Genomic DNA, 15,075 nt, shown 5'->3' with positions numbered 1-15,075 from the left:
CGGTCCCGGCTCAGTCGAAGGTGCGCCATGCGGTGCCGTCGAACGACGCCACATGCGCGCGCCCCACCGACCACAGCACGCCCTCGGCCACCGAGAGGCTGTAGCAGGTGGCCGGGCCGGTGCCGCCGAAATCCACCGGCACCAGCACGTTGCGGTCCAGCGTGTAGAGCGCGGACATGGTCGCCACGTAGAGCCGGTCCTGGAACCAGCACAGGTCCCACAGGTCGGCGGAGACTTCGTCCTGCCACTGCACCAGCGACCATGCGTCGTGGCGCCCGCGCAGCATCACGCCGCCCTGCCCCGCCGCATAGACGACGCCGTCGCCCGCGCAGCACACGGCCGTGAGGATCACGTTGGTGGGGCTCGCGCGCTGCACCCACGCCGCGGCGTCGTACTGCCACAGCTCGCCGCCCCAGCCCACGGCGTAGATCTCGTCCCTGGCAAAGCCGTCGATGGCCTCGAAGCCGTACTTCTCCGTGTCGCCGGCGCGCGGCGCGCTGCGGTCCACCCATTGCCCGTCGAGCCGCTGGAACACCTGGCGCTTCATGCCGCAGGCGTATACGCGTCCGGCGATGTCGCGCGCGTTGCGGATCATCACGGGCGGCGGCACGATCGCCTCCTCGCTCGTCGTGCCGCCTGCGTAGGTGACGACGTCGCCGTCCTCGCCGACGAGCACCACGCACTCCTCGGGGCCGCGCGCGATGGCGATGGCGCTCGCGTCCCACTCGGTGTCGGCAGCATCGCTCCACCGCCCCTGGTCGACGGCCACCAGGCTGGTGTGCGCGATCTCCTGCGCCACCAGCGAATGGGCCTTGCTGATGACGTAGACCAGGTCGTGGAAGCGCGCGGCGCCCCGCACGAATTCGCGTGTATCGGAAGCTCGGGTGGCCATGGAAAACTCCTTCTGAAGTCAGCGCGCCGCCCAGCCGAACTTGGCCAGCGCGGCGGCAATTGTCTTTTTCAGCTCGGCGAACTTCGACATCTCGTTCTTGCCGGTGGGCGAGTACTTCACGGCCTTGCGCTGGTCGCCCATGCCCTTGTGGCCTTGCCGGAGCTGCGCCTCGATGCATTCCTTGCTGCATTGCGGCGCCACCTCCTTGGCACCGGCGGCACAGTGCGCAACCTCGGCGTTGAACGAGCGGTGGTCCCCGGGCGACACCCCTGGCCCTGCCGTCGTCTTGTGGTGCGCATGCCGCAGCCCGTGCGTTCCGGAGCAGCTGCCGCCCTCGGTGCACATGCAGGGTGCCTTGCCGATCTCGTAGTTCTCCCAGCCGGGCATCTTCGTGCCGTTCTTCACGGAGCTCACGAAGAACGAACTCTTGGGCACGATGTGGTCGCCGGTCTGCGCTGGGCAGCAGCCGGTGATGCCGTCCCTGGGCTCGGCGTCGTACGGCGCGAGCCGGCAGCGGCGCGCGGCCGAGCACGGGTCCTCGCTGGCGTTGCGCGCGCGGCTGGTGGTCGCGCCCTTGGCGCGCGTGAACGCACTGCCGATGCCGGCCTCCTCGCACACGTCCTTGCCGGGGCCACCGGCCTTCTTCTTGTAGCCCTTGCAGGCGGTCTTCTCCTGCGCGCGGTCCTTGTCGCACAGGGCCTTGATCTCGGCGTCGGCCATCGAGTCGACGAAAGGCCACGGGATCGACTCGTTGGCGGTCGGGCTGCCGTGGTTGTTGGTGGTCTTGTCGAGGTGCCGCACGGCGTTCTCTCCCTCGAACTTCACGTCCATCGACCAGTCGATGAAATAGACCTTGCCCGTGTTCTTGCTCGACACCACGCCCTTCTTGGCCGCACAGCCGGCCTCGTCGCCGGTCGAGGTCTTGAAGTACGACTTGTTCTTCAGCATGACCTCCTGCCCCGATATCTGCACCGTGCGGCTGCCGTCGGTGGTGTCCGAGGCGAGGCCGGTGTTCGGGTACGGCACGGGCACGCCGGGCGGCGTGGCGGGGTTCTCGGGCGGCGTCATGCACACGTCGGGCGTGGCGCAGATGGTCTTGCCCGCGCCGGCCTTGCAGGCGACCTCGCGGCCGTTGGCGAACACCTGGTTGGCCATGCCGCTCAGCCCCCGCCACCCGCATGCCAGGAGAACACCATGGCCGCGCGCCGGCCGTCGTCGTTGCCCAGGTGCAGCAGCGCGTTGTCGCCTCGCGCATAGGCCTTCTCGCAGGCCGCCTTCAGCACCGCGATCATCACCGCGCCGATGGGCGCGCCGACCTCGCCGATGCAGTCCGCCGGGTGCCACACGTCGAACTCGCTGCGCTTGGTGCGGTCCAGCCGGCCGAACGCGAGCGTGGCCTCCTTGAACGCGTACTGCCCGCCCGAGGCGTCGATGATCTTGAAATCGAGAATGCCCTCGCCGCATTCCGCCTCGCGCAGCGACTGCCGGATGGCTTCGGTGAGGCCGTCCGCGCGCAGCGGCTCTTCCGAATCGATGTGCGCATGCTCCAGCGCGAAGCCCAGCCCCCGGCACACCAGCTGCGGCCCCGCCTGCGCGTGCAGCGGCTGCACCAGCATCGCCGCGGCGCCCTCGCCGGGAATGAAGCCGTCGGAGTTCTCGCTCGTCAGCAGCCGGTCGCGCGCCTCGCAGTCGGCCAGCGTGGCGCCGGACAACATGCTGTCGGCGGCCACCACCAGCACACGCGGCACAGGCAGCAGAGCCATCAGCTGCCGGGCCTGCAGCAGCGCGACCGCCACCGACACGTGGCCCTGCGCCACGAGCGCCGAGCGCTCATGAAAGCGCAGGCCGAGCTCGGCCTCCAGCGCCTCGAAGAAGCGCGCATCGTCCGGCACCAGCCGGCCGGGGCGTGCGGCCTCGGGCAGGCACAGCAGCAGCGGCATCGCCTCGCAGGCCGCACGGTCGAGCCCTGCCAGGCATTGCGTGACGGCCCGCGCGGCCATCTTCACCAGCTTGGCCTCCCCGCGCCAGGCCTGCGGCAGCGCAACCTCGCAGCCCATGAGCCACTCGCCGGCCGTGTCCCTGAAGCCGGTCTGCTGGAAGTTGTCGATGGCCCCGCGAATGGCGGCGCAGGTGGCCGCCGTGTCGAGTCCCACGCCGGTGACGAGGCCCGTGCGAGCGATGGCGATGGGCGCGGCACTCATCGCGCTGCCGGCGCTCATGCCTCGTCCTCCAGCGCCTCGCGCCGGCTGCGCACGAGGTCGGCGAGCGACGGATGCCACTCCTTGCCCAGCTCTCGCGCGCGCCACCAGCCGCTCGACATGCGCCCGGCGAGGATGCTCGACACCTCGAAGAGGCTCTTCTTCAGCGGCAGCGTGGCGCGCCACGCGAGCGTGAGAAAGCCCTGCTGCGCATCGATCGCGACCGTGTCCAGCGTGGCCATGATCTCGTCGCGGCCGCCCTTGCGGCGAAAGAAGGTCACCGGCACTTCGTTGCGCGGCAGGCGAAAGCGCGTCTGCCCTTCGGGTCGCAGGTTCATCAGCACGACTTCTTCACCGCCGAGCGGAAACCCGATCTGCTGGTCGGCCGGCGCGGCCTGGTAGTAGGCCTCGTCGAAGTCGGCCGGCAGGAACGGAAAGGTATGGTCGATCCACGCCTGGTCGTAGGTGCCCGCATGCGGCAGCCGCCCGGCCCAGTGGCGCCCGAGCGGGCCGAGCGCCATGGGCGCGAACGTGCCGTCGGGCGCGTCCACGGGACGATCGATCTCCTCGGTATGCGGCAGCGGCGCACCGTCCACGTAGCGGGCCTGCAGGTGGCGATGCCAGCCGCGCCCCACGGGATTGCGCATGTAGGCGCCGTGCTGCGCCGGGTCTTCGTGGCGCGCGTCGACGCCGCCGAAAGCCACGTCGTACGAGATGCGCCGCGTCGCGAAGGGCTCCGGCGCCGAGGCCCGCGTGCTCGACAGGCCGCACAGCCACTGCCGGTCGCCCACCACCGCGAAGGCCTTGCGCCAGTTGCCGATGCGCACGCCCACCAGCACGCGCGCCGCGGGCTCGCCGTGCGGCGCGTGCGCAACGCCGGAGACCAGCACGTCGCAGCGGTGCTTGCGCGGCGCGAAGTCCACCTCCTCGGCCGGCGCCGAGTGGCCGGGCTCGCCCGTGAAGGTGTCCGCCACGATCAGCGGGCGCTGCACCGCGTGCGGCTGCGCCACCGCATCGACGCCGTCGGAGGGCTGCGGAATGGCGAAGGTGCCTTTCACCACCACGACCAGCAGTTCGCGCCCCGAAGGCTCCACGCCCTGCGTGTAGCCCACCGTCATGCCCGTTGCGTTGACGACTTCCATGGCCCGAGCCCGGTCAGTTGATCTGCACGGCGCCGCCCCTGAGGCGGTTGACGCCCGTCGAGCGGCTCAGCACATAGCTGCCCTGGATCAGCACCTTTCCCGCGCGCGTCAGCGTGATGCTGGCCTTGCCGCAGCGCAGCACCATCTGCGTGCGCGCGCTGACGAGGAGACGCTCGCCGTCGGCATCGACTTCCACCTGCGCGGGCGCGGCCACTTCGGCTTCGGGCCAACCGGGCTCTGCGCGCAGCACACCCATCACGATCGGCCTCGCCGGATCGGCCTGCTCGAACATCAGCACCACCGCGCGCCCGATGTGCACGCCGTGCAGGTCGACCACGCTGCGCGCGCGCAGCGCCGCCGTGCCGGGCTGCCCCGCGAACACGACCAGGGGCGTGCCGCCCTCATCGGCGATGGCCACCAGTTCACCGACGGCGGCGCCCTGCCATGGCCCCGCCGGGGGCTCCTGCGTGGCGTTGGCCGCCAGCTGCGCTTCGATCAGGTCTCTGCCGCTCATGGTCGATCTCCGTGGTGAATCAGTTCTGCAGAATCTTCGAACCCTTCATCACGATGTCGCTGCTCGCCTTCGCGTTGATCTTTCCGGAGGCGTCGATCGTGATGTCCTTGCCCTTGATGACGATGGTTCCGTCCTTCTTCATCGTGATGCTCGCGCTGCCCGTGGTGATGGAGATGGAGTCGCCCGCCGTGATGACGAGGTTCTTGCCCACCGAGAGCGAGTCGTCCTTCCCCACGCTGGCCGTGCGCCCCTCGCTCACGCTGCGCGACTCGTCCGCGCCCACGTTGGTCGACAGGTTCGCGCCCACGTCCACCGAGCGGTTCGCGCCGATGCTGCTCGACTGGCTGGCGCCCACGCTGATCGTCTGGCTCGCGCCCACGGTCACCGCCTGCATCGCGCCCACCGTGATCTCCTGCGCCGCGCCCACGGTGATGGTCTCGTTGACGCCCACCGTGTGCGTGCGCTGCAGCGCCACCGTGGCCGTCTCGCTCGCACCCACCGTGATGGCGCGGTTCTGGCCGATGGAGATGGTCTCGTTCAGGTCCACCGTTTCCGTGCGGTTCATGTGGACCGTGATGGTCTCGTTCTTGTCCACCGTTTCGGTGCGCTGACCGTGCACGGTGATGGTCTCGTTGTTGTCGACCGTCTCGGTGCGGTCGTGCTTCACGTGCACGGTCTCGTCATGGTCGACGGTCTTGGTGCGGTCGTGGCCGACCCAGTGCGTCTCGTCGTTCTCGACCTCGATGTCCTGGTTCTTCTCGGCGTGCAGGTACACCTGCTCGGCGCCCTTCTTGTCCTCGAGGCGGAACTCGTTGCAGTTGGCCGCGCTGCCCTTGGGCGTGGAGCGCGTGCGAAAGCCGCTCTGCGTGTGGCTGCCGAAGGGAATGGGCTGGTCGTCGTTGTAGACGCGGCCCATGATCAACGGCCGGTCCGGGTCGCCGTTCAGAAAGTCGACGATCACCTCCTGCCCGATGCGCGGGCAGAAGTACCCGCCCCAGCCCTTGCCGGCCCAGGGCTGCGACACGCGCACCCAGCAGGTCGACTTCTCGTTGCTCTTGTCGTAGCGGTCCCAGTGGAAGTGCACCTTCACGCGGCCGAAGTCGTCCGCGTGGATCTCCTCGCCCGACGGCCCCACCACGATGGCCGACTGCGGCCCCGGCATGACCACGCGCGGCGTGAGGCGCGGCGGGCGAAACGGCATGGCGACCGGAAACACGGTGAGCAGGAAGGCGCTGGCGCCCGGCGGGCCGGCCTGCAGAGAGGGCATGCCGGCGGCCACCGCCTCGAACGCGCCCCGCGTGTCGGCCAGCACGGCATCGTCGGCGAGCGCCTCGCGCAGCAGTTCGGTCACCGGGGTGCGCGCGGCCTCCAGGTCGGCCCCTTCGTAGCCGGGATGGCTGGCGACGAAGGTGCAGGCCGCGATCACGTAGTCGCTGTCGCGGGTGCCGTCGGGGTCGCCCTCGAACTTGAAGCTGCGCCCCGCCGCCACGTCGGGCCACGGCGTGAGCGCCCAGTGGCGCTGGCGGCGCGCGCCGATTTCCTCGCCGCGCAGCTTGCCCTTGTCGTCGGCGTCGCTGCCGGTGAAGTAACCGCCCGCGAACTCGAAGGCCTCGAACTCGGCCAGCTCGTGCGTGTCGGGCGTGCCGCCGGCGGCCTCGAGCTTCTTCTTGATGGCCTTGAAGTCGCTGTCGGCCGAGGCGTAGGTGCCGGTGTCCAGCTGGCGCTCGCTCACCCAGCGCGACACCTCGTTGAAGCGCGCCTCGGCCGCATCGCCCGACACGTAGCGCAGCGTGCCGGCCGCCGGCAGCTTCTCGTGCGCCATGTCGCTCGCGTCGGACAGGTGCATGGTGCCGGGGGCGTCGTGCGCATCGAACCAGTAGTAGATGCCCTCGTCTTCCAGAAGCCGCGAAAGGAACCGGTAGTCGCTTTCCTGGTGTTGCACGCAGTAGCGGCGCGGCGCGTGGGTGCCGATGACGTTGTCGGTCCGGGTTTTCTTGAAGCGGGTGATCGGGCTGTCCTCGAACACCGCGTCGAGCACGTCGAGCACCGGCTTGTCCTGCAGGATGCGCGAGTTGATGCGCTTGCCGAGCAGCCAGAACCACGAACGCAGCGTGAAGCGGTATTCGACGTAGCGCCCCACGTGGCCCGCGCGCACGAAGCGCACCGCATGGCCCTGGCAGTGCCGCTCGTGCCGGGCGCCGTCGGCGTCCTCGAAACCGATGACCACGTCGAAGGCCCGGCCCAGGATGTCCTTGGCGTCGATCGCCCGGTTCTTCGACAGCACGGTGAGCTCGTAGGTCGACGCGCGCGCCAGGGCCTCGTGCCCCACGATGCGCCAGAACATCAGGTCGTCGCTGGCGGGCGAATCGCTTTCGATGCGGAACTCCTGGTCGGCCATGAATGGCGTCTCCCTATGTTCTGCCTTCTTTGCCTGCTGTGCCTGCTGTGAACGGGGGCGTTCGTCAGGGCGCCAGCAGCACCACCAGCGGCTGGCTCGGCACCGTTCGCACGCCCGGGCAGTTGGTGCTGTTCTGCAGCGACACGCTGGTGAGCCGCGTGGCGGGCATGCCGTTCCACAGCACGGTGAAGGCGCCCGTGAGATGGCGGCTCGGTCCCATCACGGTGCCCGAGGCCACGCCCAGCAGCACGCCGGGGTTGTCGCCGTTGGTCATCGGAATGCTGGTGCCCAGGTTGTGGGCCGGTGCGCCCATGACCAGGATGGTGGGGCAGTTGGGAATGGCCATGGGCCCCATCGCGATGTTGGGGTACGGCACCGGAATGGGTGACGGCGCGGCGGGCGTGATGCAGACATCGGGAAAGCCCATGTCGGTGCCCATCAGCTGGCAGTTGGCGAACATTTTTCTCTCCCTTGCCGCTTCAACCGAAGTGGATCTGCGCGCCGCGCGCCTTGATGAGCTCGCGGCCGTTCACCAGCGTGTGCTCGCCCTCCAGGCGCAGCAGCTGCTTCGCCTCGACCTCGACGTGCGTGGCGGCCACGCGGTCGATGCCCTCGGTGGTGCGCAGGTAGTGCCGGCTGAAGTGCTGCACCCGGTCCATCACCGAGGACAGCACCGAGCCCACGAGCTTGATGCCGTTGCCGACCACGCTCAGCTGCCGGCCGACGAGCTCGGCGGTGTCGGCGCTCACGCGCAGCTGCCGGGCATCGATGTCGAGCGCCCCGCCTTCCACGGCGATGCGCAGGTTGCCGGGGCAGCCCACCACGTTGGCCGTGCCTTCCTCGCGCTGCAGCACGGCCATGATCCAGACCTCGTCGGGCGCGATGCGCAGGCAGGCCACGCTGTCGCCCGCGGCCGGTTCGAGCAGGCAGCTGGCCGCGCGCACGGCCTGCAGGCGCAGCGCGCCGCTGGTGACGACGCTGCGGCCCGCCGCATCGAAGGCCAGGATGCCGACGCACCAGGTGCCGCCGATGGCTTCGGCGGGCTGCCGCCTGCGCCCGCGCGAACGCGCCGGGGCCCGTGCCGCTGCAGATGTCGCTGTGGTGTCGTTCATGGCCAGTTCCCTTCGTTGTGTCTGGATGCGCGCGGGTGTCATGCGACCAGCGGCTGCCAGCGTTCGGCCGCCGCCAGCTCGGGGTCGTTCTCGATGGCGCGCGCGCGGTCGGTCATCTGCGCTTCTTCGGTGTTCGCGCCGTGCAGCACGGTGCGCTGCAGCGTGGCGCGCCGCAGGTCGGCGCGGCCAAGGTCGGCATGCCGGAAGTCGGCGTAGGTCAGGTCGGCCCCCGCCAGGTTGGCGCCCTGCAGCTTCGCGCCCGCAAAGTGCGTCTGGTAGAGGTCGCAGGCCGCGAAGTTGGCCTGCGGCAGCGCGGCACCGGTGAACAGCGCCTGCCGCAGCCGCGCGCCGGCAAAGTCCGCGCTCCGGCCGGTGGCCTCGCAGAAGATGGCCGAGGGCGCCACCGCCTTCACAAACTTCGCGCCCGCGAGCGTCGCGCCCTGGAAGTTGCACTGCTGCAGCACCACACCGCTGAAGTCGGCCCCGCTCAGGTCGGTGGACGAGAACTGGCAGCCGTCGAGCGCCAGGCCCGCGAACGACATGCCCTTCAACGAGGTCTTGAAGAACACGTTGCGCTGCATGCGCGCACCGGCCCACGTGAGGTGGGACAGGTCGCATTCGTTGACGGTGGTGTAGGGCCAGTCGGTGTCGTCCGCGCACACGTCCAGCAGCACCGACTGCGTGAACACCGCCGAGCCGAGCTGCGCGCCGCGCAGGTTGGCGTGCGCCAGCGTGCATTTGGCCAGCGTGGCCATGGTGAGCACGGCCTGCGCCAGCTGCGCATGCTGCAGGTCGCATTCGGTGAACACCGCGCCGTGCAGGTTGGCCTGGCGCAGGTCGGCATGGTCGAGCAGGCAGCGGTTGAACACCGCGCGGCGCAGGTTGGCGCCGGCGGCGAGCGCACCGCGCAGGTCGCACTGGTCGAACACCGCCTCGCGCAGGTCGGCCCCGCGCAGGTCGGCTTCGGCGAAGCGCACGCGCGAGAACACGCTGCCGCCCAGCGCCAGCCCGGCGAAGTGGCCCTGCCCCAGGTCGAGGCCCTCCAGCGTCTCGCCGACGCGCACCGCCAGGGCCAGCAGCGTCGGGGTCATGCGCCCGCCTGTTGTTCGGGGGTCAGGCGCGGCCAGGTGCGTGCGCGCGTCAGCAGCGCGCCGTCGAACTGGGTGTCGCCGTCGAGCCGCACGCGGCTCAGGTCGGCGCCGAAGAGGTTGCTGCGCCGCAGGTCGGCGCCGCGCAGGTCGGCCTTCTGCAGCACCGCGTCGTTGAAGTTCACGCCCGACAGCAGCGCGCCGGCGCAGCGGCTCATGCGCAGCAGCGCGCCCTTGGCGCTGGCCAGGCGCAGGTCGGCGCCGTCCAGCCGCGCCTCGCACAGGTTGGCGCCGTCGAGCACCGCGCGCACCAGCGTCGCGCCGCGCAGGTCTGCGCCGCCGAAGTTGAAGCGCCGCAGGTCGGCGTCGCCCAGGTCCGCGCCGGCCAGGCTGGTGTTCTTCACGGTCACCGCGCCGGCGCACTGCGCCATCCGCAGGTTGGCGCCGGTCAGCGTGCAGGTGACGAAGGTCGCGCCTTCCAGCTTCGCGCCCTGCAGGTCCACGCCCGACAGGTCCGACTCGATGAAGTTGCACACCGACAGGTCGGCCGCCGGCCAGCGCATGCCGCGCAGGTCGAGCTTGTGGAAGGTCTGGCCCGCGAGCAGCGCGCCTTCCCAGTCGGCCTGGCCCCAGGTGGTTTCGAGCAGGTTGGCGCCGGCGAATTGCGCGCGCCGCATCTGCGTGCCGGCCAGTGCACAGCGCATGAGCACGGCCCCGGAGAAGTCGGCGTCGTCGAACACGCCGCGTGCGAGCGCGGCCTTGCCGAGGTTGGCCTTGCAGAACTTCGCGCCGATGGCGATGACGCCTTCGAGCCTGGCGTGCGCCAGCACCGCACCGGTGAAGTCGGCGCCCGAGAGGTTGGCGTTGCGAAAGTCCACGCTCTCCAGCCAGGCGCCTTGGAAGTTGACCTCGCGCAGGTCGAGGCCCGAGAAGTCGGCGCCGGTGAAGTCGATGCCCGCGAAGAAGCGGATGCCCGCCGCGATGGCGCGCGGCATCTCCTGGCGCAGCGCGGTGGCCTCCGCGGCGGCCATGGCGAAGGCGGGCGGCTGCATGTGCGCGGTTTCCAGGTAGCCCTGGCGGTGCGTGTCTTCCAGTTGCTGCAGCTTGGGCAGCAGCGGCGCCAGGTCGGGCGGGCGCGAGCCCACCGCGGCTTGCGCCCGCAGCTCGGCCAGGTGTTTGTCGGCCTTGTACAGCGGCGGGCCGCGGTGCTTGAGTGCGCCCAGGTCGATCTTTTGCTGCGCCGACATGGCGTAGGCCTTCTCCAGCGTGGCGACGGCGTCTTCCACGGCGGCCCACTGCTGCGCCTGCATCTCCCTGGCCACCTTGTCGAGGTAGGCCGGCAGGGCGTCACCCTGTGGCACCTCTTCGCGCGGCGGCATGCGAATGCCCAGGGCGTCGGGGTCCTGTCCCATGTCGCGGGCTTTCTGGCGCGCGAGCTCGACATCGACCTGCGCGCGGCGGCGTTGCGCCTCGCCCTGCAGGCCGGCCATGGCGAAGGGCGCCTTGGCGGCCTCGACGTCGGGGTCGGCGGTGCTCACGCCCTCGGGCAGCAGGTCGCTGTCGACGATGGCGTACAGCGGCCCGGTCTTCGGGTCGGCGCGCTTGGCCGCGGCGTCGAGGTAGTGCCGGTCGGAGCGCACCTGGCCGTTGCGCTCGACCGCGCCCATCAGGCTGAGCACGTCGCTGCCGTCGTCGGTGCCGACCTCGGCCAGTCCCTGGAAGATGGCGATGCAGCGCAGCGCATGCGGAAAGAACCACACGGTGGTCATGCGCAGCGGCACCTCGCGCACCTTCGGCTCGGCGCCTTCGACCTTGTAGCCGACGAACACGCGCGCGCGCAGGCCGGGCAGGCGCCCCTCGATGCGCGGCATGTCGGGGTGCATGTGGTCGAAGGCGAAGGTCTCGTCGCCGGCCAGCGCGCCGCCCATCCACTGGTCGGCGGGCGCGAGGTTGAAGAAGCGCCAGTCGGTGTCGGGTGCGAAGCCCGGGGCGTGCTGCTTCAGGTAGCCGGCGTCGTAGGTGCCGCGGTGCTGCGCGCGCTGCGGGTGCATGAGGTCGAGCGCACCGAAGCCGGCCGGCGCCACGGCCTGGTCGGGCCGCAGCAGCCGGTCGCCGGGCAACTCGATGTTGGGCAGCCACGTGAGGCCGTCGCGCGCCTCGCGGCCCTTGCCCTGCGGGTTGGGCGCGAAGCCGGGGCCGCCGTAGGCCGCCGGCCAGCCCAGCGGCATGGCGGTGAAGGGCTGCGGCGTGCTGGGCTGCGCGCCGTCCCAGTAGCGGTCGCCGAACACCAGCAGGGTTTTTTCCTGCGTGCCGAAGCGCGCGCGCACGGCGCAGGCGTTCGGCCGGTCCGCAGGCGGAAAGGCCTGGCCGTGCACCAGGAACTCGGGCGTGAGCTTGACCACGCCTTCGTCGATCAGCGGCTGCGCCATTTCCTTCGCAAGGAAGGACCACATCGACTGCTCGGCCCACAGGCAACCGCGCTCGCCCTGCGCGAACGGCAGGTGCAGGTACGCACTGATGCTGAGCCCGTAGCGCTTGCGGAACTCGATGGGCCGCGTGGAGAGGCCGAGTGCCTGGGGTTTGAGGATCTGCATGGCTGCGTGCCTGTGGATCGCCTGCTACGACGAACTGCCGCTGCCGCCGCTGGCACCGCCTGCGCCACCCGCGCCGCCCGAGCCATCACCGCCACCGCCACCGCCCGCGCCCCCCGCGCTGCCGGCGCTGCTGCCACCGGCACCGCCACCCCCACCGGCCCCCCCGGAACCACCTGCGCCCGCTCCTCCGCTGGCGCCACCGGCGCCCCCGGCACCGCCCGCACCTGCGCCGTCGCTGCTGCCGCTGGCGCCGGCGCCGGCGCTGGCACCGCCCCCCGCGGGCGCGGTCGGCGGTGGTGGCGGTATGGCCGAGCCGTCCGAGTTGATGGACGGCTCCTTGCCCAGGGTCTCCGCCGGCGTGTCGATGCCGAAGGTGGCCATGGCGCCCTCGCCCACGATCATGCCGACGGTGCCGAACAGCGAGTCCGAGCCGAACTGGCCGGCCGCCTGCCGACCCCGCGTCGCGCCGGCCAGGCTCGACAGCCGGCCCGCGAGCCCCGGCAGGCCCTGGTCGGCCGCTTCCTGCGCGGCCTCGTCCAGCGCCTTGGCCGCGTCGGCGTACTGCTTCAGCGTGGCGGCAATGTCGGCGTCGGCACCCGCCGCGCCCACCACCGCGCCCAGAATGCCCGCCACCGCGGCCGCATCGCCGGCGCCCGCACCCACGCCCGGCGTGAAGGTGTGCAGGCCGGCCTGCTGCAGGTCGATGGCGAAGGACTTGATCTCGGGCGCCGCGCCGTTCAGCAGCTTCACGCCCAGCGAGTTCTCGATGGCCACGCCGACGAAGTTGGAGATGGAGATCGCCAGCGCGCTCTCGATGCTCATGCCCATGAAGGTGGAGCGCGCGATGCCCAGGTTGGCCTCGCTGTTCATGCCGATGTAGCCGCTGGTGTTGGGGCCGAGGATGGTGGTGTTCGCCCCGACCGAGGTGGCGTCGATGCTGCCCACGGCCATCATCTCGATGCCGGTGTTGCTCATCATCTTGATCTTGTTGGCCATCAGGCCCAGCGGCCCGGTGGGCACGGTGATGTACTTGGAGCTGGCGCCCGTCACCAGCCAGTCGATGTGGCCGGCCTCGAAGCTCATCTTCGCGGCCTTGTAGGTCAGGTTGCCGCTCACGGTGACGGTCTGGTTGCCGATCACGCTGCGGGTTTCGCCGGCGCGCGAGGTGTCCTTGCGCGCACCGGTCACGTCGGTGGTGTGCGTGCCGGTCACCGTGAGCGTGTCGTTGCTGTCGATGAAGGTGTCGCGGTTGCCCACCACCTGGTTGTTCTGCTTGCCCTTGACGGTGTTCTTCTGGTCGACAACCACCATGTTGGTGTCGTTGCGCGTCACGGTGCTCTTGCGGTCGCGGTCCACATGGTTGGTCTGGTCGCGCTTGACGGTGATGCTCTGGTCGCGGTCCACCGTGGTGCCGTCGTCGCGCTCCACGCTGCGGCTCATGTCGAGCTCGGCGTGGATGTTGATGTTCTCCTCGCCCTTCTTGTCCTCGAACATGATCTCGTTGTAGTTCGCGGGGCCGCCGCCGGGCGTGGAGCGGGTCTTGAAGCCGCTCTGCGTGGGCGACTTGTAGGGAATGGGCTGGTCGTCGTTGTAGACGCGGCCCACGATGATGGGGCGGTCGGGGTCGCCGTTGAGAAAGTCGACGATCACCTCCTGCCCGATGCGCGGAATGAAGTACCCGCCCCAGCCCTTGCCGCTCCAGGGTTGCGACACGCGCACCCAGCAGGTCGACTTCTCGTTGCTCTCGTCGTAGCGGTCCCAGTGAAAGTGCACCTTCACGCGGCCGTGGTCGTCCACGTGCAGCTCGTCGCCCTTGGGCCCTACCACGATGGCGGTCTGCGGGCCCGGCATGGTCACGCGCGGCGTGAGGCGCGGCGCGCGGAACAGGCGCTCCGCCGGCATCACGGTGAGCAGGAAGATGCTGGCGCCCGTCTGTGCGGCGGCCAGCGCGGGCGTGGCGGCCATCAGCTCCTGGAGCACGGGCAACGTGTCGGCGTTGACGGCGTCGTCGCGCAGCACGTCGGCCAGCGCGTCGTGCACGGACCGCGCCGCGGCCTTGGCGGCGCTCACGCCTTCGTAGCCGCGGTGGCTGGCCACGAAGGTGCATGCCGCAATGACGTAGTCGCCGTTGCGCGTGCCGTCGGGGTCGCCCTCGAACTTGAAGCCGCGCCCGGCGGCCACGTCGGGCCACGGCGTCACGGCCCAGTGGCGGTCGCGCCGCGCATTGAGTTCGTCGCCGCGCAGCTTGGCGCGGGTTTCGGCGTCGTCGCCCGTGAAGTAGCCGCCGGGAAACTCGAACACCTCGAGGTTGGCCAGCTCGTGGTCGTCGGAGGAATCGATGTCGGCGCCGAGCTTTTTCTTGATGGCCTTGAAGTCGCTGTCGCGCGAGGCATGCTTGCCGGTGTCGAACTGGCGCGCGCTCACCCAGCGCGAGATTTCGTTGAAGCGCGGCTCGGCCGCGTTGGCGGCCATGTGGCGCAGGGTGTCGGCCACGGGCAGCTTGTCGTGCGCGAGGTCGCTGGCGTCCGACAGGTGCATGGTGCCGGGCGCGTCATGCGCGTCGAACCAGTAGTAGATGCCCTCGTCCTCGAGCAGGCGCGACAGGAACTGGTAGTCGCTTTCCTGGTGCTGCACGCAGTACCGCCGCGGGTTGTGGGTGCCGATGACGTTGTCGGCCTTGGTTTTCTTGAAGCGCTTGATGGGGCTGTCTTCGAACACGGCGTCGAGCACTTCGAGAATCTTCTTGTCCTGCAGGATGCGGGAGTTGGCGCGCTTGGTGAGCAGCCAGAACCAGGAGCGCAGGGTGATTCGGTATTCGCAGTGCCGGCCCATGTGGCCGGCTCGCACGAAGCGCACGGCGTGGCCCTGGCAGTGCCGCTCGTGCGTACCGCCGTCTTCGTCCTTGAACACGATGACGACGTCGAAGGCATGGCCGAGGATGTCCTTGGCGTCGAGCGCCTTGTTCTTCGACAGCACCGTGAGCTCGTAGGCCGACGGACGCGCCAGCGCCTCGTGGCCCACGATGCGCCAGAACATGAGGTCGTCCTTGGCGGGGGAATCGCTGTCTATGCGGAACTCGTTGTCGGCCATTGTTTTCTCTTCTGCTGTGCTTTTTTGCGCTGTCGTTTTCTGGCGCT

11 protein-coding genes are annotated in these 15,075 nt (G+C 70.3%); all 11 read right to left on the bottom strand.

All coding sequences use genetic code 11. The annotated features are described in order from the left end of the window. Nucleotides 1-10: 10 nt before the first annotated feature. The 11 genes from ACSFBM_RS33300 to ACSFBM_RS33250 all read right to left on the bottom strand — a co-directional run bounded on the left by ACSFBM_RS33300 (nt 11) and on the right by ACSFBM_RS33250 (nt 15,028). Nucleotides 11-892: a beta propeller repeat protein gene (locus ACSFBM_RS33300; protein WP_435488211.1), complete on the bottom strand. Its 882-nt coding sequence runs from the start codon at nt 890-892 to the stop codon at nt 11-13. Nucleotides 893-910: 18 nt separating this feature from the next. Further along, complete coding sequence (locus ACSFBM_RS33295) at nt 911-2,047, bottom strand: PAAR-like domain-containing protein (protein WP_435488210.1); 1,137 nt, start codon at nt 2,045-2,047, stop codon at nt 911-913. Between the two features lie 5 nt (nt 2,048-2,052). Next, nucleotides 2,053-3,111, bottom strand: coding sequence for a hypothetical protein (locus ACSFBM_RS33290; protein WP_435488209.1), 1,059 nt, complete (start codon nt 3,109-3,111; stop codon nt 2,053-2,055). Beyond that, nucleotides 3,108-4,232: a DUF2169 family type VI secretion system accessory protein gene (locus ACSFBM_RS33285; protein ID WP_435488208.1), complete on the bottom strand. Its 1,125-nt coding sequence runs from the start codon at nt 4,230-4,232 to the stop codon at nt 3,108-3,110. Before ACSFBM_RS33285 ends, ACSFBM_RS33290 begins: the two co-directional genes overlap by 4 nt. 13 nt (nt 4,233-4,245) lie before the next feature. Next, the gene (locus ACSFBM_RS33280; protein ID WP_435488207.1) at nt 4,246-4,746 is read right to left on the bottom strand and encodes a DUF6484 domain-containing protein; all 501 of its coding nucleotides are present in this window, start codon (nt 4,744-4,746) and stop codon (nt 4,246-4,248) included. A gap of 19 nt (nt 4,747-4,765) precedes the next feature. Beyond that, on the bottom strand, nt 4,766-7,144 hold the full coding sequence (locus tag ACSFBM_RS33275) for a type VI secretion system Vgr family protein (protein WP_435488206.1): 2,379 nt from the start codon (nt 7,142-7,144) through the stop codon (nt 4,766-4,768). 64 nt (nt 7,145-7,208) lie between these two features. Beyond that, the gene (locus ACSFBM_RS33270) at nt 7,209-7,604 is read right to left on the bottom strand and encodes a DUF4150 domain-containing protein (RefSeq protein ID WP_435437781.1); all 396 of its coding nucleotides are present in this window, start codon (nt 7,602-7,604) and stop codon (nt 7,209-7,211) included. A gap of 19 nt (nt 7,605-7,623) precedes the next feature. After that, complete coding sequence (locus ACSFBM_RS33265) at nt 7,624-8,256, bottom strand: DUF3540 domain-containing protein (RefSeq protein ID WP_435488205.1); 633 nt, start codon at nt 8,254-8,256, stop codon at nt 7,624-7,626. A 38-nt stretch (nt 8,257-8,294) separates the two neighbouring features. Further along, the gene (locus ACSFBM_RS33260; RefSeq protein WP_435488204.1) at nt 8,295-9,347 is read right to left on the bottom strand and encodes a pentapeptide repeat-containing protein; all 1,053 of its coding nucleotides are present in this window, start codon (nt 9,345-9,347) and stop codon (nt 8,295-8,297) included. Beyond that, nucleotides 9,344-11,938: a DUF2169 family type VI secretion system accessory protein gene (locus tag ACSFBM_RS33255; protein ID WP_435488203.1), complete on the bottom strand. Its 2,595-nt coding sequence runs from the start codon at nt 11,936-11,938 to the stop codon at nt 9,344-9,346. The genes ACSFBM_RS33260 and ACSFBM_RS33255 overlap by 4 nt, the downstream gene beginning before the upstream one ends. Nucleotides 11,939-11,962: 24 nt before the next feature. Next, nucleotides 11,963-15,028, bottom strand: coding sequence for a type VI secretion system Vgr family protein (locus tag ACSFBM_RS33250; RefSeq protein WP_435488202.1), 3,066 nt, complete (start codon nt 15,026-15,028; stop codon nt 11,963-11,965). Between the last annotated feature and the right edge of the window lie 47 nt (nt 15,029-15,075).

This window comes from Variovorax pasteuri (genome assembly GCF_051216435.1).
Lineage (GTDB): Bacteria > Pseudomonadota > Gammaproteobacteria > Burkholderiales > Burkholderiaceae_C > Variovorax.
The sequence above is the reverse complement of the archived record's forward strand: the minus strand, read 5'-3'. Positions and strand labels throughout refer to the sequence as shown.